This is a genomic window from Xanthomonas sp. CFBP 8445, assembly GCF_025666235.1.
Lineage (GTDB): Bacteria > Pseudomonadota > Gammaproteobacteria > Xanthomonadales > Xanthomonadaceae > Xanthomonas_A > Xanthomonas_A indica.
Genome location: NZ_CP102594.1, coordinates 1,082,999 through 1,103,435, shown reverse-complemented (window position 1 = coordinate 1,103,435; position 20,437 = coordinate 1,082,999). Strand labels below are relative to the sequence as shown.

The window sequence follows — 20,437 nt, the reverse complement described above, 5'->3', positions numbered from 1 at the left end:
CCTACTGCGGCGCCAGCCGCAGCGACCGTGCAAGGAACCGCAGCGCAGCCCGTCGTCGATGCCGACGGCCCGCGTGCACTCCGGCCTCGCCGCCCACAGCGTGTCCGCGGCGCATCTGCGGGTCGCTACCGGCGACGCTCGCTGACGCGATTGCCGTCCAGGCCTGACCGGGCCGTTTCTAGACGATCAGCGACACCGGCCAGCGCCAGCGCATGCCGCAAACGGCATCGCACCCTCTAAGCTGATGCGGCCCCTGTCGCCGCATTCTTCCGCATGCCCTCGCTCCTGCGCCATCGCCGCCTCGTCCTGCTGCTGGTCGTCATCGTCGGCGGCATGGCCTTGGCGATGCTGTCGGCGCAACACGTCGCCGAACAACGCGCCCTGCGTGCCGAGAGCGTGCAGTTGCGCCAGCAACTGGAGCTGTATGCGCAGACCCTGCAGCAGCGCATCGATCGCTACCGCACCCTGCCGCAGGTACTGGCGCTGGATCCGGAACTGCGCGATGCCCTGACCCACCCGCTGGACGCGGCCACGCAGCGGCAACTGAACCTGAAACTGGAACGCGCCAACGATGTCACCCGCTCCTCGACCCTGACCCTGATCGACGCCAACGGCGTGGCCCTGGCCGCCAGCAACTGGCGCCTGGCCAGCAGCAACGTCGGCGCCGACTACAGCTTCCGCCCGTACGTGAAGCAGGCCTTGGCCCAGGGCAAGGGCCGCTTCTACGGCATCGGCATGACCACCGGCGTGCCCGGCTACTTCCTGTCGCAGGCGATCCTCGATGCACGCGGGCGTCCGCTCGGAGTGATCGTGATCAAGATCGAGCTGGCCGCGCTGGAGCACGAATGGCTGCGCGTGCCCGACGTGGTGCTGGTCAGCGACCGCCACGGCGTGGTGTTCCTGTCCAGCCGCGACGTCTGGCGCTACCGCCAATTGCAGCCGCTCAGCGCGCGCGAGCGCGGCGAACTGCTGGCCACCCGCCAGTACGCGCAGCAGACCCTGCTGCCGGCGCAACGGCGGGTGCTGGAGACGCTGGACGACGGCGGCCAGGTGATGCGCATCGACATGCCGGCGCAGCCGGCGCCGCTGCTGTGGCAGAGCATGGCGCTGCCGGAGAGCGGCTGGCGCCTGCACCTGCTGCACGACATCGGCGGCAGCCGCGCGGCCGGCCGTGCCGCCGCGCTGGCCGCCGCCGGGATCTGGCTGGCGTTGTCATTCCTGGGCCTGCTGTTCCAGCAGCGCCAGCGCCTGGCGCGGCTGCGCCAGCGCAGCCGGCGCGAACTGGAGTCGCTGCTGCAGCAGCATGCGCAGGAGCTGCGTACTGCCCAGGACGGCATCGTGCAGGCCGCGCAGCAGGCCGACACCGGCCTCAGCCGCAGCCTGGAGCACCTGCCGCAGGGCGTGGTGATCATCGACGCGCAACTGCGCCTGGTGGCGTGGAATTCGCGCTATCTGGAGATCTTCCGCTTTCCGCCGGAACTGATCCGGGTCGGCCGCCCGATCGAGGACGTGTTCCGCTACAACGCGCGTCGCGGCCTGCTCGGCCCCGGCCCGGTGGAGGCGGCCATCCAGCGCCGCCTGGACCACCTGCGCAGCGGCCGCCCGCACATGCGCGAGAGCGAGAAGGACGACGGCACGGTGCTGGAAATCCGCGGCAATCCGCTGCCCGACGGCGGCTTCGTCACCAGCTACGCCGACATCACCAGCTACAAGAACGCCGCGCGCGAACTGCGCTCGCTGGCCGACGCGCTGGAGCACCGCGTCGCCGAACGCACCCGCGACCTGGCCGAGGCCAAGCGCGAGGCCGAGAACGCCAACCGCTACAAGACCCGCTTCGTGGCCTCGGCGGTGCACGACCTGCTGCAGCCGCTCAACGCCGCGCGCATGTTCGTCTCGGCGCTGCGCGGCAAGCTGCACGAGGCCGATGCGCGGCAGATCGCCGACCATGTCGACAACGCGCTGGCGGCGCAGGATGCGATCCTCAACAGCCTGCTGGACATCTCGCGGCTGGAGGCCGGCACGCTGAAGACGCAGGTGCAGGATCTGGCGCTGGATCCGCTGCTGCAGACCCTGGCGCGCGAGTTCGGCATCGTCGCCGAAGGTCGCGGCCTGCGCCTGGACTGTGTGCCGACGCGCGCCACGGTGCGCAGCGATGCGACCCTGCTGCGGCGCATCCTGCAGAATTTCCTGTCCAACGCGGTGCGCTACACCCCGCGCGGGCGCGTGCTGCTGGGCTGCCGGCGCGAGCGCGCGCAGTTGCGCATCGAGGTCCACGACCAGGGACCGGGCATTCCCGACGCCCTGCAGCAGGAGATCTTCGAGGAGTTCCGCCGGCTCGGCGACGGCGTCGCCAACGACCGCGGCGCCGGCCTCGGCCTGGCGATCGTGGAGCGCATCGGCCGCCTGCTCGGCCATCGCATCGGCCTGCGCTCGCACTTGGGCCGCGGCAGCGTATTCTCGGTGACGGTGCCGCTGGGCGATGCCGCTGCCGCGCAGCGCCAGGCGCCGGCGGCGATGGCCAGCGACAACGGCGACGACCCGATCCTGCACGGCTGCCGGGTGTGGTGCATCGACGACGACCCGCGGGTCTGCGAGGCCAGCCGCACTCTGCTGACGCGCTGGGCCTGCCAGGTGGAACTGGCCGCTGGCCCGGAGCAGGCCCTGGCCGCGGCGCAGCCGGCGCAGGCGCCCGAACTGGTACTGCTGGACGTGCGCATGGGCGACCGCGACGGCCCGAGCCTGTTCGCGCAGCTGTGCGCACGCTGGCAGGCCGAGCCACGGGTGATCCTGATCACCGCCGAAGCCGATCCGGCGTTGCGCGCCCTGGCGCAGGAACGCGGCTGGGGCTTCCTGGCCAAGCCAGTCCGGGCCCCGGCCCTGCGCGCGCTGATGACGCAGATGCTGCTGCGGCGTGGGTGAGGCGTGTTGTGGAGGCTGGATGTCTGGCCGCGGTACTTTGGCGGCTAGGGAAACCCGGCGCCCGTACCCTCATCCGCCCCTTCGGGGCACCTTCTCCCGAGGGGAGAAGGAAGAGCCGGAGCGTCGCGCTTGAGCCACCTCCCCGGGAGAGGGGTTGGGGTGAGGGTCGGCGCGCGCAGCGCCACCTGAGGCTTCACGCAGTTGGCGAGCCATTCCCGCCTCGCCCTTGAGAGAGGAAGCCCCCGGGCCGCCGCACCCTCATCCGCCCCTGCGGGGCACCTTCTCCCGAGGGGAGAAGGACAAGCCGGAGCGTCGCGCTTTAGCCCCTCTCCCGTCGCGAGAGGGGTTGGGGTGAGGGTCGGCGCGCGCAGCGCCACCTGAGACCTCATGCGCAGTTGGCAAGCCCTCCCCGCCTTGCCCTTGAGAGAGGAAGCCCCCCGGGCCGCCGCACCCTCATCCGCCCCCTTCGGAGCACCTTCTCCCGCCGGGGGAAGGGGGCCGCCGTCACCACTCGCGCGGGGCGATCAGCTCTTCGACGTCGGCGTCTTCGAAACCGTAGGCCTTGGCGATGTGCAGGAAATCCACGCCGATGTTCTCGCGCGCGGAGGTCTCGATCTCGCTGTCGTGGGCCTCGAACTCCAGCGCCAGCTTGTTGAACTCCTCGGTGGCGGCATGGGTCAGCCGGTACAGCGCCGCCAGGTCCGCCGGTTCCTGCGCCTCGATCGCCTCGCACAACCGCAGCAGGATCTTCTGCCCCTTGCCGACCAGCGACGGGGGAAAGTAGTCATCGTCCAGCATCTCCTGCAGGAACGGATAGTGGGCGGTCTGCTCGTTGCGGATGGTCGTGGTGGGCATGGTCCGGTGGTCTCCGCCCGCAGGGGGCGCGGGCATCGGCGCATAGCATCGCGTATCCGGGCGCCGCGGAAAACGCCCCCCGCCGGCGCCCGGTTCAGGCCTCGCCTTCCGGCTCCAGCGCCTTCACCAGCACCGCCGCCTGGGTGCGGCTGTGGCACTCGAGCTTCTTCAGGATCGCGGTGACGTGGACCTTGACGGTGTTCTCGGCCAGGCCCAGCTCGTAGGCGATCTGCTTGTTGAGCAGCCCGTCGGCCAGGCACAGCAGCACCCGGAACTGCTGCGGGGTCAGTTGCGCCAGGCGCGCGGCCAGCTGCGCATCGGCCTCCGAGCGCGCCGCGGTCAGCGGCGGGAACCAGGTGCCGCCGTCGAGCACCGCCGCCACCGCGATGCCGATGGTCTCGGCCGGCGAGGACTTGGGGATGAAGCCGGCCGCGCCGAACTGCTGCGCGCGGCGGATCACCCGCGGGTGGTCGTTGGAAGAGATCACCACCACCGGCACGTCCGGACGCTCGCCGCGCACGTGCAGCAGGGCCGAGAAGCCGCGCGCGCCGGGCATGGCCAGGTCCAGCAGGATCAGGTCGGCATCGGCTTGCGCGGCCAGTGCGGCGTCCAGGGTGGCGGCGCTGGCCGCCTCCACTACCAGGGCGCGCGGCAGGGCCTGGCGCAGCGCGTGCAGCACGGCGGCGCGGAACAGCGGGTGGTCGTCGGCGACCAGGATCGTCGGGGCATCCATGGGCGTGAGGCGGCTGGCATGACGCCGCAACGCGGCATCGGGTGGGCGCGGACAGCGCGCAGGACAGGCAGTGTACGTGCGGCGCGGATGGATGCCGAGCGTGCACGTGCCCGATCGGACCGCGGCGCGGCCAATGGCGGCCATGGTCGGCCTGCGGGACGCCACCGGGGCGCGTCACCCGGCGCAAGTCGGCGCGTTGCGCACGGGACGCACGTATCGCAAGCCGCCAGCCGCTACCGCAACGGCGACAGCGACGGCCGCGTATTCAAGACCAGCACCACACTGGCCGATAAGACGGCGTGATCGTCTCGCTCTCCAACCTGCTGGGCCGCCTGCCGCTGGCCGCGCGCTGCCTCCTCCTGTGCCTGGCGCTGGCGCCGACCGCGGCGGCGGCCGTGACGGCCAACGACGACGACCTGCCCAGCAGCCTGGAACACTTCGGCCTGGACGAGGGCCTGTCGCAACTGTCGATCAACGCCTTGCAGAGCGACGACCAGGGCTTCCTGTGGGTGGGCACGCAGGAGGGCCTGAACCGCTTCGACGGCCATCTGTTCCGCGCCTACCGGCGCGAGCTCGGCAGCGACAGCCGGCAGAGTCTGCTGAGCAGCAGCATCGACAGCCTCGGCTTCGAGCCGAAAGGCACCCGCCTGTGGCTGGGCACCAACGATGCCGGCCTGGAAGTGATCGAGCTGGCCACCTGGCAACGCCACCGCCTCGGCAAGAAGCAAGGGCTGTCGCACAACCGCATCACCCAGATCCTGATCGATCCGCAGGGCGGCGCGTGGCTGGGCACCGAACGCGGGGCCGACCGTGTCGACGCCGACCTGCAGCGGGCACGTCCGCTGGGCGGCGATGCGCCGGTGGTGGGCCTGACCTGGATGCCGGACGGCAAGCAGCCGGTGGCGCTGGACAGGCAATGCCGGCTGTGGCGGCTGGGCCGCGACACCCGCGAGGCACTGCCGGCACCGCCCGGCATCGACGAATGCGTGGGCCTGCAGTCCGGGCCGGAGGGGCTGTGGCTGGCCTCGGCGCGCGGCGGGCTGTTCCAGCTCGATCCGCGCGGCGCGGTGCTGGCGCACTGGACGCCGGCGCAGCTGCTGACCGGCGGCAGCGACCTCAGCGCGCTGATCCGGCTGCACGATGGCCGTGTGCTGGTCGGCACCACCAACGCCACGGTGACGCAACTGGACAGCGCGCGGCATGCGCCGCAGCGGCTCAGCTTCGACATAGCGCCGAACAGCGCCATCATCCGCTTCTACCAGGCCCCCGACGGCACCTGGTGGATCGGCACCTACACCGCCGGGCTGTACCGGGTGCGGCCGTTGTCGGCGGTGATCCGCAACGACGAGGAGCGCGTCAGCGACACCCACGACTGGCCCAGCAGCAGCGTGCGCAGCATCTGGCGCGACGGCGAGCGCATGCTGATCGGCACCGACCAGGGCCTGTTGCTGCGCGACGGCAACCGCGCCGCGTGGCGCGTGGTACCGGGACTGGCCAGCCAGGCGATCCGCAGCATCGCCGCCGACCGCGACGGCTGGTGGCTGGGCACGCGCCAGGGGCTGTGGCGCCTGGACCGCAGCGGCGCTCTGCGGCGCCTGGGTGGGCTGGCCGACGCGCACATCAACGATCTGCTGCTGGAAGGCGACACCCTGTGGGTGGCCACCCGCCGCGGCCTGAGCCGCGTGGTCGGCGGCCAGGTGCGCAACGATCCGCGCTGGGCGCCGCTGAACGGGCACACCCTGACCCGGGTCTACCGCGACAGCGAAGACACGCTGTGGATCGGCTGCAACGACTGCGGCGTGTGGCGCATGCGCAGCGGCCGCCCCGCCGAGCTGTACCGCCCGCGCGGCAGCACCCTGTACCCCTCGGTGTGGTCGCTGTACGAACACGACGGCGTGCTGTGGGTGGGGACCTTCTCCGGCGGGCTGTACCGCATCGACCTCAAGCGCGACGTGGCAGTGCGCTACAGCGACCGCGAGGGCCTCAGCAGCAACGTCATCTACACCATCCTGCCGGATCCGCAGGGGCGGCTGTGGCTGAGCACCAACAACGGCCTGAGCGTGCTCGACCCGCGCACCCGCATCGTGCAGAGCCTCGGCCGCCGCGACGGCTTGCAGAACCAGGAATACAACAGCGGCCGCGGCTATCTCGACGCACACGGCCTGCTGTACTTCGGCGGCACCCAGGGCGTGGACGTGATCGATCCCACGCGTCTGCCGCTGCGCAGCCCGCAGGCGCGCGCGGTGCTCACGGACCTGCGCATCCTCAATGCCGGCGAGGATCGCAACGGCGGCCAGAACCAGGCCGAGAGCGACGTGGTCTACGCGCAGCGCATCGCCCTGGACCATCGCGACAATGTGTTCACCCTCGGCATGACCGCGATCGACTTCGCCGCGCCCGGCACCGCGCGCCTGCGCTACCGCGTCGACGGCTTGCAGAAGGGCTGGGTGTATCCGCAGACCGCGCACAGCGATTTCTCGGTCAGCCACCTGCCGCCGGACCGCTACACCCTGGTGGTGGAAGCGGCCGGGCGCGACGGCCAGTTCGGCGCCGCGCGGCGGCTGCAGATCGAGGTACTGCCGCCGCCGTGGCGGCATCCGCTGGCCTATGCCGGCTACGTGCTGCTGGGGCTGGCGGTGATCGGCCTGGTGCTGCATCGCGTACGGCGCACGGTCAACCGCGAGCGCGACATGGTGGAGTTGCTGAACCTGACCGTGGCCGAGCGCACCCGCCAGCTCGAGCGCGCCAATCAGCAACTGCTGCAGAGCAACGCGCGCTTGCAGGCGGCCACGCGCCTGGATCCGCTGACCCAGGTCGCCAACCGCCGCGAACTGCAGGACTGGCTGGCACGCGAATGCTCGGCCCTGCTGGCGGCGCTGGACGAAGGCAGCAGCGCCGATGCGCTGTACTTCTTCATGATCGACGTGGACAACTTCAAGCGCATCAACGACGACTACGGCCACCAGGCCGGCGACGCCGCGCTGGTGCACTGCGCCGATCGCCTGCGCGGGCTGTGCGGCGAGCACGACCTGCTGGTGCGCTGGGGCGGCGAGGAATTCCTGCTGGTCACGCGCCTGCCGCGCGAGGGCGCCGCCACCGACCTGGCCGAACGCCTGCGCGCGGCGGTGGCGACGCAGGGCTTCGCCCTGGCCGAGCGCGAACTGACCCTGACCTGCTCGATCGGTTTCGCGCCGTGGCCGTTCGTGGCCGCGTGGCCGGCGCTGGGCGACTGGGAACAGAGCGTGGGCCTGGCCGACCGCTGCCTCTACGCCGCCAAGGGTGCCGGCAAGGACGCCTGGGTGGGACTGGCGCCGGGCGCCGCACCGGACCGGCCGCGATTGCACGCGCTGCTGGCCGGCGGCGCGCCGGAGGAACTCGGCGACGGCGTGCGCGTGCTGTGCTCGCCCGGGCGCCAGCCGCGCTTCGCGCGCTGAGCGCCGCCACCGCGGCTCAGCCCGGCGGCGCCTGCTGCATGCTGCTGCGCCAGGCGTCCAGGAACTGGCGCCGCTTCAGCGCATCCAGGTACACCAGCAGCCCCGGGCCCAGCGCGATCGGGCGGAACGCCGCGGCGGCGGCCGGCCCGCCCTGCGCCACCCTGCCCGGCTGCGGCAGGATCGGCTGCAGCCGTGCCTCGCGCGACAGCACCTGCTGTCCGCGCGGCGACAGCAGGTAGTCCAGGAAACGTCGCGCCTCGGCCGCATGCGGGCTGTCGCGCGGGATCACCGCGGTACGCAGCGCCACCAGGGTGTAGTCCTCCGGCTGCACGATGGCCAGTGGCGCGCCGGCATCGATGCGCGCCTGCGCATACGAGCCCAGCACGTTGTAGGCCAGCAGCAGTTCGCCGCGCGCGACCTTGTCCAGGAGCACGCCGGTGCGCTCCTCCAGCACCACCTGGTTGTCGCCCATCGCTGCCAGCAGCGCCCCGGCCATGCTGCCGAGCTGGCTGTCCTGGGTCGCGAACAGGTAGCCCACGCCACTGCGCTCCACGTCATAGGTGCCGATGCGTCCGCGCAGCGGCTGGCCCGGTGCGCGCAGCAGTTCCAGCAGGCGACGGCGGGTGCGCGGCACCTGCGCGGCCGGCAGCCGCGCGGTGTTGTAGACGATCGCCACCGGCTCGTAGCTGATGCCGAACAGTTCGTGCCGCCATTGCGCCCAGGCCGGAAGCGCCTCGGTCTGCGGCGAACGGTGCGCCAGCGCGTGGCCGTCGTTCACCAGCTTGGTCTGCAGGTCCATGCTGGCGCTGATCAGCAGATCGGCGCAGCGCGGGCCCGGGCCCGGCCGCAGATAGCGCTGGTAGATGTCCCAGGCGATCGCGTCCTGGTACACCACCTCGGTGCGCGGATGCAGGCGCTGGTAGTCGCCGATCACCGCGGCGAACACTTCGATGTCGGTCGAGCCCTGGATGCACAGCTGCGCGCTGGCGGCGCCCTGTGCCGGGAAGCGGCGCACGTCGCCGGGCGCGGCCAGCGCGGTGCCGGCGAGCAGCACGGTCAACAGCAGCGGCAGACGGCGCAACAGTGCGCACAGGCTCATGGATGCAACCTCGGCAGGTGCAGGCTGGCGATCAGGCCGCCGCCCACGCGGTTGGACAGGTCGATGCGGCCGCCATGGGCCTCGACCACGCGCTTGACGATCGCCAGGCCCAGCCCGGCGCCGCCGGCGGCCGCGCCCTCGCCGCGCACGAAACGCTCGAACACGCGCTCGGCCTCGGCCGCGGCGATGCCGGGACCGTGGTCGGCCACGGTCACCACGCAGTCGCGCGCATTGCAGGTCAGCGCCACCTGCAGCGGGCCGTCGCCGCCGTACTTGCAGGCGTTGTCGATCAGGTTCTTGATCGCCTCGCGCAACAGCAGCGCATCGCCGCGCACCAGCGCCGGTTCGCTGGCGACGGCCAGTTGCACGCGCGGCCGCGGCGCGGCCTGCGGCACGGCCTCGTGCAGCGCCTGGTGCAGCACCTCGGCCAGGTCGACGCTGGCGTAGCGCTGCAGGTTCGAACGGTGGATCACGCTGGCATCGCTGAGCAACTGGTTGAGCAGGCGGCTCATGTGCGTGGCATTGCGCTCGATCGCCTCCAGGCTGCGGCGCATCTCGTGCGGATCGTCCTCGTCCAGCGCCAGTTGCGCCTGCGCGCGCAGCGCCGCCAGCGGCGTGCGCATCTGGTGCGCGGCCTCGGCCATGAAGGCGCGCAAGGTTTCGTTGCTGCCGGCCAGGCGCGCCATGAAGCGGTTCAGCGCCGTCACCATCTGCTGCATCTCCTGCGGCGCGGTGGCGGCCACCGGCTTGAGCTCGGACGGTTCGCGCCGCGACAGCTCGCGCTCCAGCGTGCGCAACGGGCGCAAGGCGCGCGATACGCCCAGCCAGACCAGCGCCAACGCCAGCAGCGACAGCAGTGCGATCGCCACCAGCGCGTGCAGCACCACGTCCTGCGCCAGCGCCTCGCGTGCGCGGCGGGTCTGCCCCACCTGCACCCACACCTGGTCCTGCGCCGCCGCCGAGGACACCCGCCGCGACACCACCGCAAAGCGCACCGGCTCGCCGCTGTAGACCGCGTCGAACAGGCGCGGCGGTGCGCTGGCGCGCGGCAGCGACGGCGCCGCCGGCAGGTCGTCGTAGCCGGTGATGGTGCGCCCACGCGCATCGAACACGCGGTAGAACACCCGGTCCTCCGGCGCCATCGCCAGCAGGTCCAGCGCCGCGTACGGCAGATCCACCTGCCATTGGCCGCCGGCCAGCGCCACCGAATCGACGATGGACAGCGCCGAGGACACCAGCAGGTGGTCGTAGGAACGGTTGGCGGCGCGCTGGCCGTAATCGCGCGCCACGAAGAACAGCGCCACCGCGCCGAGCAGCGACAACGCGCCCAGGTAGCGCAACAGCGTGCGCCGGATCGACGGCGCTGGCGGCGCGGCCTCAGCCATCGCCGCCCGCTGCCGCCGGATCCGGCGGCGCCGCGGCCGCCTCCAGCTTGTAGCCGACGCCGCGCACGGTGACGATGCGCAGCGGCGCGTCGGCCAGCTTCTTGCGCAGGCGCCCGACGTAGAGCTCGATCGCGTTCGGCCCGGCCTCGTCGTCGAAGCCGAACAGGCCGTTGCCGATCTCGTCCTTGCCCACCACCTGGCCGAGCCGGCCGATCAGGATCTCCAGCAGGCGGTATTCGCGGTTGGGCAAGTCGATCGGCGTGCCGTCCAGGCTGACACTGTGCGCGGCGTTGTCGAAGGCGAAGCCGCCAAGCTGCACCACTTCGCTGGCCTGGCCGCGGTTGCGCCGCAGCAACACCCGGCAGCGCGCCTCGAACTCGCGGAAATCGAACGGCTTGCCCAGGTAATCGTCGGCGCCCACGTCCAACGCCTGCACCCGGTCCTCGATGCCGTCGCGCGCGGTCAGCATCAGCACCGGCGTGGTATCGCCGCGCTCGCGCAGCCCGGCCAGCACGCGCAGCCCGTCCAACCCCGGCAGGCCGATGTCCAGCACCACCAGATCGAAGCGCTGGTAGCGCAGCACCCCGGCCGCACTCAAGCCATCGCGCTGCCAATCCACCGCATGCCCGCTGCGGCGCATGCGCCGCACGATCGCATCGGCGAGATCGGCGTTGTCTTCTACCAGGAGCAGGCGCATGGGTCGGGTATTGGGGATTGGGGATTGGGGATTCGCAAGGCGGCTCCGTACGCGGATGCTAACGCGCCTGCGTCAGGGCAGACAGCGCGCACGGCGCTTTTACCAATCCCGAATCCCGAATCCCCAATCCCGGCCCCACCGACAGGTCGATGACAGCTACGCCCGACTAGGCTGCGTCCATGCCGGTCCGCGGCATGCGCTGGCGGACCGATCCAATCGCTGCGACACGCACCTGGGAGGGGACGTGGAACTGAAGACTCTGACATGGGGCAGCGCCTGCGCGCTGCTGTGCCTGGCTGGATCGGCGCGCGCCGCCACCGACGACGACGGCCCGGTGACCGCCGAACTCGGTGGCCGCCTGCACTGGGATTTCGCCCATTTCGACAACGACAATCGCGGCACGCCCAATCCCGACGACACCGAGATCCGCCGCCTGTGGCTGGATGTGTCCGGCAAGTTCTTCGGCTTCGGCTACAAGGTCGAAGGCGATTTCGCCGGGCTGCAGGACGATTTCAACGGCAAGGGCATCGAGGCCAAGGACGTCTACATCACCCGCAAATTCGGCGCCGGCACCCTGACCGTGGGCCAGTTCAAGCAGTACTTCACCCTTGATGACCGCACCGGCTCCAACTTCGGCCAGTTCCTGGAGCGCAGCGGCGCGGCCAGTACGCTGGCGCCGCTGTACCGCAAGGCGGTGTCGTGGCAGGCCGCAGGCACCGACTACACCTGGGCCGCCAGCGTCTACAGCCTGCAGAGCATCGACGTCTCCAACGTCCGCGGCCATGCGTTCGGCGGCCGCGGCACCTGGGCGCCGGGTGCGCGCGACGGCGACGTGCTGCACCTGGGCCTGTCGCTGGCGCATGAGCGCTACGACCATCCCGGCGCCGGCGGCGCGCCGGCGCTGAGCATCCGCCCGCGCCCGGCCGGGCATCTGTCCGACGACAGCCGCGTCACCCTGGCGCGCTTCGCCGACGGCCGCGATACCGACGTGGACAAGTGGTCGCTGGAATACGCGCAGGTGCGCGGCCCGCTGTCGTGGCAGGGCGAGTTCAGCGGTGGCGTGTTCGACGATGGTGCGCAGCGTGCCGACGTGATGGCGGCCTACGGCTTCGTCAGCTGGTTCGCCACCGGCGAATCGCGCCGCTACGACAGCAAGACCGGGCGTTTCACCCGCATCAAGCAGGTCAACCACAAGTACGGCGCCTTCGAACTGGCGCTGCGCTACGACCGCATGTGGGGCGAGCAGCACCGCGACGGCCAGCCGGATCTGCTCGACGCCTCCACCGCCTCGTGGACGCTGGCCGGCAACTGGTACCTCAAGCCGAACCTGCGGCTGATGCTCAACCTGATCGACAGCCGCAACCGCGATCACCTGGCGGGCGTGACGCTGGACCATACGCGGGCGATTACCGGACGCTTTCAGTATGACTTCTGAGTGCGGGGATTCGGGAGTGGGGATTCGGGATTCGCAACGGCGGCATTTCGCGATGTGACATCTGGTCGGCTTTCGATTTTCGGATCTCCGCTGCGGGATCCGCCTTCTTTCATGCACCACCCTGAGGAACTTCCATGCTGACCGCGCTCGGTTTCGGAATGGTCATTACCTTCATGTACCTGATCATGAGCAAGCGGCTGTCGCCGCTGGTCGCGTTGATCATCGTGCCGATCGTGTTCGCGCTGGCCGGCGGCTTCGGCACCGGCATCAACGAGATGATGCTGGAAGGGATCAAGAAGATCGCGCCCACCGGCGTCATGCTGATGTTCGCGATCCTGTACTTCGGGGTGATGATCGACGCCGGCCTGTTCGATCCGCTGGTGCGGCGCATCCTGCGCCTGGTCAAGGGCGACCCGATGAAGATCGTGGTCGGCACCGCGGTGCTGGCGTTGCTGATCTCGCTCGACGGCGACGGCTCCACCACCTACATGATCACCGTCTCGGCGATGCTGCCGCTGTACCGGCGGCTGGGCATGAACGCGCTGAACATGACTTGCGTGACCATCCTCGCCGGCGGCGTGATGAACCTGACGCCGTGGGGCGGCCCGACCGCGCGCGCGGCCACCGCGCTGCACGTGGACCCGGCCGACGTGTTCGTGCCGCTGGTGCCGGCGATGGCGCTGGCGATCGCCGGCATCCTGGTGCTGGCCTGGTACCTGGGCATGAAGGAGCGGCGGCGCCTCGGCGTGGTGACGCTGCCCGGCGATGCCTGGATGGACGGCAGCGTGGCCGACGACGGCGAGGCGCTGCCCACGGTGGAGGACGCCGAGGACATCAAGCGGCCGCGGCTGCTGTGGGTGAACCTGGTGCTGACCCTGGCGTTGATGGCCGCGCTGGTGATCGGCGTGCTGCCGATGCCGGTGCTGTTCATGATCGGCTTCGCCCTGGCGCTGCTGATCAACTACCCGAACCTGGCCGAACAGCGTCGGCGCCTGGTCAACCATGCCGGCAACGTGCTGTCGGTGGTGTCGCTGATCTTCGCCGCCGGCGTGTTCACCGGCATCCTCTCCAACACCGGCATGGTCGAGGCGATGTCGCGCAGCTTCCTGGCGGTGATCCCCGACGCCTGGGGCCCGTACCTGGCGGTGATCACCGCGCTGGCCAGCATGCCCTTCACCTTCTTCATGTCCAACGACGCCTTCTACTTCGGCGTGCTGCCGATCCTGTCCGACGCCGCCAGCCACTACGGCATCACCCCGGTGGAGATGGCCCGCGCCTCGCTGGCCGGGCAACCGGTGCACCTGCTCAGCCCGCTGGTGCCGTCCACCTACCTGCTGGTCGGCCTGGCCAAGGTCGATTTCGCCGACCACCAGCGCTTCACCCTGAAGTGGGCGGTGTTGATCTCGCTGGTGTTGATGGGTGGCAGCTTGTTATTCGCACTGTATCCGTTGGCCGCTTGAGCGCTGCCGGGAATGGGGAATCGAGAATCGGGAATCGCAAGAGCGGCCCCGCTTCCCACCATTCCCGATTCCCCACTCCCCATTCCCAACTCCGAAGGAGTTAAGCCATGACCCTCCGCATCGCCTACGTCACCAGCGGCATGGGCAGCATCGGTACCGCGATCTGCCAGAAGCTGGCGCGCAACGGCCACACCGTGGTCGCCGGCTGCGGCCCGGACTCGCCGCGCAAGTCGGCGTGGCTGCGCGAGCAGCGCGAGCTCGGTTTCGACTTCATCGCCTCCGAAGGCAACGCCACCGACTGGGATTCCACGGTGGCCGCGTTCGCCAAGGTCAAGGCCGAGGTCGGCGAGATCGACGTGCTGGTCAACAACGCCGGCGGCAGCCGCGACATGCTGTTCCGGCAGATGGGCCGCGAGGACTGGCAGGCGGTGATCGCCAGCAACCTGCATGCGCTGTTCAACATTACCAAGCAGGTGGTGGACGGCATGACCGCGCGCGGCTGGGGCCGCATCGTCAACATCGGTGCGGTCAGCGCGCAGAAGGGCCAGATCGGGCAGATCAACTACGCCACCGCCAAGGCGGCGATGCAGGGCTTCAGCCGTGCGCTGGCGCAGGAAGTGGCCTCGCGTGGGGTCACCGTCAACACGGTGTCGCCCGGCTACATCGCCAGCGCGGCGATCAGCGGCTTCCCGCCGGACGTGCTCGATCGCCTGGCCAGTTCGGTGCCGCTGCGCCGGCTCGGCAAGCCCGAGGAAGTGGCCGCGCTGTGCGCCTGGCTGGCCTCGGACGAGGCCGCCTACGTCACCGGCGCCGACTACGCGGTCAACGGCGGCCTGCACATGGCCTGAGACATGCCTCGCCTCCCGCGCTGTGCGCGCCGCGGTTGTGCGTGCGCGCGGCAGGCAGGCGCCATGACGGGGACGTGCGCCAGGCTCAGTGACACCGCAACGGGCCGCACAGACACGCCTCCTGCTTGAACCCGGCCGGCGCGGCGTGGCGGCGCCCACGGGCACGACGCGCCCACCACCGCGGCGGCGATACGGCCGCGGCGCGCAAAGCGGCGCGCCGCCTGCCTGGCATACACTGCAGCTTCCGCTTCGTTCGTCGCGCCCCGCTCCGCATGTCCGACAAACCCGAACCCGGCGCGCCCGCCGCGCGCCTGCAGATGGCCGACATCGCACGCATGGCCGGCGTCTCCGAATCCACGGTGTCGCGCGCGCTGGCCGACAATCCGGTGGTCGCCGAACGCACCCGCGCCTACATCAAGCAGCTCGCCCGCGACGCCGGCTACCGGGTCGACCCGGTGGCGCGGAGCCTGCGTTCGCGCCGCTCCAACATCGTCTGCGTCGCGGTGCCGCTGATGCACGCGCACGAGCAGCCGTTGTCGGACCCGTTCATGATGACCATGCTGGCGCTGCTCGCCGACGCACTGACCGCGCGCGGCTACAGCATGCTGCTGTCCAAGCTGGACCAGCACCAGGACCATTGGGTCGAGGACCTGGCGCGCAGCAGCCGGGCCGATGGCGTCATCATGCTGGGCCAGAGCCACGAGCACGCCTCGCTGGACGCGGCCGCGCGCGGCGGCCTGCCGATGCTGGTGTGGGGCAGCCGCATCGATGGCCAGGCCTATGCCAGCGTCGGCAGCGACAATCTGCGCGGCGGCGAACTGGCCACTGCGCACCTGATCGAGCACGGCCGCCAGCGCATCGCCTTCCTCGGCGACGAGCAACTACCGGAAGTGGCGCCGCGCTTCGCCGGCTACCGGCGCATGCTCGACGCGCACGGCCTGGTGTTCGACCCGCGGCTGCACGCGCGCAGCCACTTCCTCAGCGAGGACGCCTACCGCCTGACCCGCGCGATGCTGAAGAAGACCGATCCACCGGATGCGGTCTTCGCCGCCTCCGACGTGATCGCCCTGGGCGCGATCCGCGCCCTGATCGAAGCCGGCCATCGCGTGCCGCAGGACATCGCCCTGGTCGGCTTCGACGACATTCCGCTCGCCGCCTACAGCCAGCCGCCGCTGACCACCGTGCGCCAGGACCTGGCGCAGGCCGCCACCCTGCTGGTGGACGGCGTGCTGCACCTGATTGCCGGCACACCGGTCGACTCGGTGGAGCTGCCGGTGAGCCTGGTGGTGCGGGAGTCGGCTTGAAGGCTGGGAATGAGGAATCGGGAATGGGGAATCGGAAAGGCGCTGGTCGCGCGCTGACGCTGCATCAGCTGGCCTAGGGCTCTACATTCGAATTGCGCGCTTCCTGGCAATGGATTGCACGCAGATAGCGGAGTTGGAAATCGGTTGCCACGCGGAGTCTCAGCGCACGATGCCGCGCTTTCCCGATTCCCCACTCCCGGTTCCCCATTCCCGACGCTTCACCAACAACATCGCCACCGCCGCCAACAGCATCAACACGCCGGCCAGGCGGATCACGTTGCGCGGGTCGCCCTGCAGCAGGCTGTCGTAGTACAGCGGCAGGGTCACGATCTGGATCAGCATCGGCAGCACGATGAACAGGTTGAACAGGCCCATGTACACGCCGGTGCGTTCGGGCGGGATGCTGTTGGCCAGCATCAGGTAGGGATTGCCCATCATGCTGGCCCAGGCCAGGCCGATGCCGATCATCGGCAGCAGCAACAGCCAGCGGTCGTGGATCGACGGCAGCAGGCACATGCCGAGGCCGGCGGCGACCAGGCAGGCGGCGTGGGTGGCCTTGGGACCGAACCGGCGCGCCACCGGCACCATCGCGAACGCGGCCAGGAACGCGACGAAGTTGTAGAAGCCGCCGATCTGCCCGTTGACCAGGCCGGCCTCGCGGAAGCCGTGCGAATCGGCCGCGGTGGTGCCGAACAGGGTGGTGGACAGCGACAGCACGATGTACTGCCAGTAGCAGAACATCGCATACCACTGGAACAGCATCACCGGCGCCATCTGCCGCATCGTCGGCGGCATCTGCCGCACCGCGTCGACGATCTCGCGCAGCGTCGCCAGCGGCCCGACCGCGGCGCGGCGCAAGCGCTGCAGTTCCGCCGCCGTCAACACCGGCTCGCGCACGCTGCGCGCGGTGAGCAGGATCGACGCGGCGGAAAACCCCGCACCGATCGCGAACGCGGCGATGGTGACGTAGGGAATATGGTGGGCATTGGCCGCGTCCTGGTTCATGCCCAGCCACACCAGCAACGGCGGAGTGACGTAGGCCAGGGTCTGGCCGAGGCCGGTGAACGCGCTCTGGGTCAGGTAACCGAGCGGCCGCTGCGGCGGCGCCAGCACGTCGCTCACCAGCGCACGGTACGGCTCCATCGCCACGTTGTTGGCCGCATCCAGCATCCACAGCAGCGCCACCGCCATCCACAGCGCCACGCTGAAGGGCATGGTCAGCAGGCACAGGCTGCAGACCAGCGCGCCCACCACCATGTACGGCATGCGCCGGCCCCAGCGGGTCACGGTGCGGTCGCTGAGCACACCGACCACCGGTTGCAGCACCAGCCCGGTGATCGGGCCGGCCAGCCACAGATACGGCAGGTTGGCGTGGTCGGCGCCCAGGTAGTTGTAGATCGGGCTCATGTTGCTCTGCTGCAGCCCGAAGCTGTATTGCACGCCGAAGAAACCGGCGTTGAGCGCCAGCACGCGAGAGAGCGGAAGCAGAGGGCGATCGGAACGCATGAGCATCGGCATCGGCCTGGGGCGGGTCGGGCACGCGGGAGGCGTGCCGCAGCGGCGGAGCGGAGTGTCGCCGTGCCTGCAATCGTTTGTAACGCTGCGCTGCACCATGCAAGATATGCCCTGTCTCTTCCTGATCGGAATCCATCGGCACCGCTGCCGGCTTTGCTGCACTGCAAATTGCAAACGATTGCAAGCAGCCGTATCTGTAGCCCGCCGCACCCACCGTCCGTGCCGCGCCCTGCCCGTTTCCGGCGGTGGCGCGCCGCCACCTACTGCACCACTTCGCTTCGGGAGAGACAGCGATGCACCACCCTTCGATCCGCCTGCAGACCCTGGCCCTGGCCGTCGCCGCGGCGCTGTCCGCGCCGGCTGCGCTCGCGCAACAGGCCACGCCCGCCGCTGCCGACGCCCCGGCGGCGCAGGGCGACGTGGTCAGCCTGGACTCGGTGTTCGTTACCGGCACCGCCACACCCAAGAGCAAGCTCAAGTCCAGCGTCTCGGTCAGCACCGTCGGCGCCGAGGCGATCGAACAGTCGGCACCGCGCAGCACCGCCGAGATCTTCCGCAACATCCCCGGCATCCGTTCCGAATCCAGCGGCGGCGAAGGCAACGCCAACATCGCCGTGCGTGGCCTGCCGGTCGCCTCCGGCGGCGCCAAGTTCCTGCAGTTGCAGGAAGACGGGCTGCCGGTGCTGGAGTTCGGCGACATCGCCTTCGGCAACGCCGACATCTTCCTGCGCGCCGACTACAGCCTGGAGCGCATCGAGGCCATCCGCGGCGGCTCTGCCTCCACCTTCGCCAGCAACTCGCCGGGCGGCATCATCAACTTCATCAGCAAGACCGGCGACACCGCCGGCGGCAGCGTCGGCCTCACCCGCGGGCTGGGCGGCTACGACAACACCCGCCTGGACTTCGACTACGGCGCGCCGTTCGCCGAACACTGGCAGTTCAACGTCGGCGGCTTCTACCGGCGTGGCGACGGCGTGCGCGACGCCGGCTACACCACCGACAAGGGCGGCCAGCTCAAGGCCAACCTGACCCGGCTGTTCGACAACGGCTACGTGCGCGTCTACGCCAAGTACCTCAACGACCGCGCCGCCGGTTACCTGCCGGTACCCACGCGGGTCAGCGGCCGCGACGGGTCGCCGCACTTCGGCAGCATCGACGGTTTCGACCCCGGCACCGACACGCTGTACAGCCCGTACTTCCGCAGCAGCGCCACCCTCGACGGCGGCAACAAACCCTCGCGCGTGGAACTCGGCGACGGCATGCATCCGCTGTCGCGCGCGTTCGGCGCCGAGGCGCAGTTCGATGTCGGCGGCGGCTGGACCCTGACCGACAAGTTCCGCATCGCCGACACCTCCGGGCGCTTCGTCTCGCCGTTCCCGGCGCAGGTCGCCGATGCCGCGGCGCTGGCCGCCAGCATCGGCGGCGCCGGCGCCGGCCTGCGCTACGTCGACGGCCCGAGCGCCGGCCAGGCCTACACCGGGCTGGCGCTGCGCACGCACCTGTTCAACGTGCATCTCAACGACCTGGGCAACGTGGTCAACGACCTCAGCCTGGCGCGCGACTTCGGCAGCGGCGACGGCGGCAACCTCAACCTCAAGGCCGGCTGGTACACCTCGCGGCAGACCATCGACGTGGACTGGACCTGGAATTCCTACGTGCAGTCGCTGGCGCACCGGCCGCGGCTGCTGGACGTGGTCGCCGCCGACGGCAGCCTGCGCTCGCAGGACGGACTGTACGCCTACGGTGTGCCGTACTGGGGCCTGGACGTCACCCGTCATTACGACGTGCGCTACGACATCAACGCACCGTACCTGGCGCTGAGCTGGGACCAGGGTCCGCTGAGCCTGGACGGCAGCCTGCGCTACGACGTGGGCCGCGCGCGCGGCAACACCGCCGGCGGCCTGCTGGCCAGCAACGTCGACGTGAACGGCGACGGCGTGATCGAGGCGCCGGAGCAAAGCGTGGCGACCATCGACTACGGCAACCGCAAGCCGGTGCGCTACGACTGGAACTACCTGTCGTACTCGTTCGGCGGCAATTACATGCTCAACGACGATCTGGCCGCGTTCGCGCGCTACAGCCGCGGCGCGCGCGCCAACGCCGACCGCCTGCTGTTCGGCGTGGTCCGCGACGACGGCTCGGTGTCCTCCAACGAGGCGGTCAACGTGGTCAAGCAGCTCGAGGGCGGGCTGAAGTGGCGCAGTGGCGGGCTGAGCCTGTTCGCCACCGCCTTCGCCGCGCGCACCCAGGAGCAGAACTACGAAGCGACCACCCAGCGCTTCTTCGACCGCACCTACAAGGCGCACGGCCTGGAACTGGAAGCGGCGTACCGCGCCGGTGGCTTCAACCTCAACGGCGGCCTGACCTGGACCGACGCCACCATCGACAAGGACCAGATCACCCCGGCCAACGCCGGCAACACGCCGCGTCGGCAGGCGCGCTTCGTCTGGCAGCTGACGCCGAGCTACCGCGGCGAGCGCTACCAGGTCGGCGTCAACGCGATCGGCACCAGTCCGGCCTACACCCAGGACAGCAACCAGTTGAAGATGCCCGGCTACACCCAGGTCAACCTGTTCGGCGACTACCGCATCACCGATGCGCTGACCGTCTCGCTCAACGTCAACAACCTGTTCAACACCTTCGGCCTGACCGAAGCGGAGGAAGCGTCGATCGCCGATGCGTCTTCCGGCGTGATCCGCGCGCGCTCGATCCCGGGCCGCACCTCCAGCATCAGCCTGCGCTACGACTTCTGA

The 20,437-nt window shown here is 70.4% G+C and carries 13 protein-coding genes; 7 read left to right on the top strand and 6 right to left on the bottom strand.

Annotated elements, in window-relative coordinates; genetic code table 11:
* The first annotated feature begins 273 nt into the window (after positions 1-273).
* Positions 274-2,919: a hybrid sensor histidine kinase/response regulator gene (locus NUG21_RS04770; protein ID WP_263392429.1), complete on the top strand. Its 2,646-nt coding sequence runs from the start codon at positions 274-276 to the stop codon at positions 2,917-2,919.
* 504 nt (positions 2,920-3,423) lie between these two features.
* Here the strand turns inward: NUG21_RS04770 and NUG21_RS04765 are convergent.
* Both NUG21_RS04765 and NUG21_RS04760 read right to left on the bottom strand, forming a co-directional pair.
* Positions 3,424-3,774: a DUF5713 family protein gene (locus tag NUG21_RS04765; protein ID WP_019796691.1), complete on the bottom strand. Its 351-nt coding sequence runs from the start codon at positions 3,772-3,774 to the stop codon at positions 3,424-3,426.
* A 94-nt stretch (positions 3,775-3,868) separates the two neighbouring features.
* Positions 3,869-4,507 carry a LuxR C-terminal-related transcriptional regulator gene (locus tag NUG21_RS04760; RefSeq protein ID WP_048490880.1) on the bottom strand — a complete coding sequence of 213 codons (639 nt, stop codon included), beginning with the start codon at positions 4,505-4,507 and terminating at the stop codon, positions 3,869-3,871.
* 299 nt (positions 4,508-4,806) lie between these two features.
* On the opposite strand from NUG21_RS04760, the gene NUG21_RS04755 reads away from it, so the two are divergent.
* Positions 4,807-7,941, top strand: coding sequence for a ligand-binding sensor domain-containing diguanylate cyclase (locus NUG21_RS04755; RefSeq protein ID WP_263392428.1), 3,135 nt, complete (start codon positions 4,807-4,809; stop codon positions 7,939-7,941).
* Between the two features lie 16 nt (positions 7,942-7,957).
* Here the strand turns inward: NUG21_RS04755 and NUG21_RS04750 are convergent, their stop codons facing one another.
* From NUG21_RS04750 to NUG21_RS04740, 3 genes are read right to left on the bottom strand one after another with little or no spacing between them, the layout of a single operon-like run.
* Complete coding sequence (locus tag NUG21_RS04750; RefSeq protein WP_263392427.1) at positions 7,958-9,040, bottom strand: ABC transporter substrate-binding protein; 1,083 nt, start codon at positions 9,038-9,040, stop codon at positions 7,958-7,960.
* Positions 9,037-10,425: a sensor histidine kinase gene (locus NUG21_RS04745; RefSeq protein WP_263392426.1), complete on the bottom strand. Its 1,389-nt coding sequence runs from the start codon at positions 10,423-10,425 to the stop codon at positions 9,037-9,039. The genes NUG21_RS04750 and NUG21_RS04745 overlap by 4 nt, the downstream gene beginning before the upstream one ends.
* A complete protein-coding gene (locus tag NUG21_RS04740) occupies positions 10,418-11,122 on the bottom strand; it encodes a response regulator transcription factor (RefSeq protein ID WP_263392425.1) in 705 nt (234 codons plus the stop codon). The genes NUG21_RS04745 and NUG21_RS04740 overlap by 8 nt, the downstream gene beginning before the upstream one ends.
* Positions 11,123-11,366: 244 nt before the next feature.
* On the opposite strand from NUG21_RS04740, the gene NUG21_RS04735 reads away from it, so the two are divergent.
* The 4 genes from NUG21_RS04735 (at position 11,367) to NUG21_RS04720 (ending at position 16,169) form a co-directional block, all read left to right on the top strand.
* Complete coding sequence (locus NUG21_RS04735) at positions 11,367-12,557, top strand: OprO/OprP family phosphate-selective porin (protein WP_263392424.1); 1,191 nt, start codon at positions 11,367-11,369, stop codon at positions 12,555-12,557.
* 134 nt (positions 12,558-12,691) lie between these two features.
* Positions 12,692-14,017 carry a CitMHS family transporter gene (locus tag NUG21_RS04730; protein WP_019797679.1) on the top strand — a complete coding sequence of 442 codons (1,326 nt, stop codon included), beginning with the start codon at positions 12,692-12,694 and terminating at the stop codon, positions 14,015-14,017.
* A 107-nt stretch (positions 14,018-14,124) separates the two neighbouring features.
* Entirely contained in the window at positions 14,125-14,865 is a 741-nt protein-coding gene (phbB, locus tag NUG21_RS04725) for an acetoacetyl-CoA reductase (protein ID WP_010344527.1), read from the top strand.
* 272 nt (positions 14,866-15,137) lie between these two features.
* Positions 15,138-16,169: a LacI family DNA-binding transcriptional regulator gene (locus NUG21_RS04720; RefSeq protein ID WP_242160957.1), complete on the top strand. Its 1,032-nt coding sequence runs from the start codon at positions 15,138-15,140 to the stop codon at positions 16,167-16,169.
* Positions 16,170-16,328: 159 nt separating this feature from the next.
* Here NUG21_RS04720 and NUG21_RS04715 read toward each other — a convergent pair whose 3' ends face one another.
* Entirely contained in the window at positions 16,329-17,675 is a 1,347-nt protein-coding gene (locus NUG21_RS04715) for an MFS transporter (protein WP_263393031.1), read from the bottom strand.
* Between the two features lie 302 nt (positions 17,676-17,977).
* Between NUG21_RS04715 and NUG21_RS04710 the strand changes: the two genes are divergently transcribed.
* Complete coding sequence (locus NUG21_RS04710; protein WP_263392423.1) at positions 17,978-20,437, top strand: TonB-dependent receptor domain-containing protein; 2,460 nt, start codon at positions 17,978-17,980, stop codon at positions 20,435-20,437.

Bases quoted from the DNA above. Each gene is read 5' to 3' on its own strand.
- NUG21_RS04770 (WP_263392429.1), top strand. From the start codon at position 274: ATGCCCTCGCTCCTGCGCCATCGCCGCCTCGTCCTGCTGCTGGTCGTC.
- NUG21_RS04765 (WP_019796691.1), bottom strand. From the start codon at position 3,774: ATGCCCACCACGACCATCCGCAACGAGCAGACCGCCCACTATCCGTTC.
- NUG21_RS04760 (WP_048490880.1), bottom strand. From the start codon at position 4,507: ATGGATGCCCCGACGATCCTGGTCGCCGACGACCACCCGCTGTTCCGC.
- NUG21_RS04750 (WP_263392427.1), bottom strand. From the start codon at position 9,040: ATGAGCCTGTGCGCACTGTTGCGCCGTCTGCCGCTGCTGTTGACCGTG.
- NUG21_RS04745 (WP_263392426.1), bottom strand. From the start codon at position 10,425: ATGGCTGAGGCCGCGCCGCCAGCGCCGTCGATCCGGCGCACGCTGTTG.
- NUG21_RS04740 (WP_263392425.1), bottom strand. From the start codon at position 11,122: ATGCGCCTGCTCCTGGTAGAAGACAACGCCGATCTCGCCGATGCGATC.
- NUG21_RS04730 (WP_019797679.1), top strand. From the start codon at position 12,692: ATGCTGACCGCGCTCGGTTTCGGAATGGTCATTACCTTCATGTACCTG.
- phbB (WP_010344527.1), top strand. From the start codon at position 14,125: ATGACCCTCCGCATCGCCTACGTCACCAGCGGCATGGGCAGCATCGGT.
- NUG21_RS04720 (WP_242160957.1), top strand. From the start codon at position 15,138: ATGTCCGACAAACCCGAACCCGGCGCGCCCGCCGCGCGCCTGCAGATG.
- NUG21_RS04715 (WP_263393031.1), bottom strand. From the start codon at position 17,675: ATGCGTTCCGATCGCCCTCTGCTTCCGCTCTCTCGCGTGCTGGCGCTC.
- NUG21_RS04710 (WP_263392423.1), top strand. From the start codon at position 17,978: ATGCACCACCCTTCGATCCGCCTGCAGACCCTGGCCCTGGCCGTCGCC.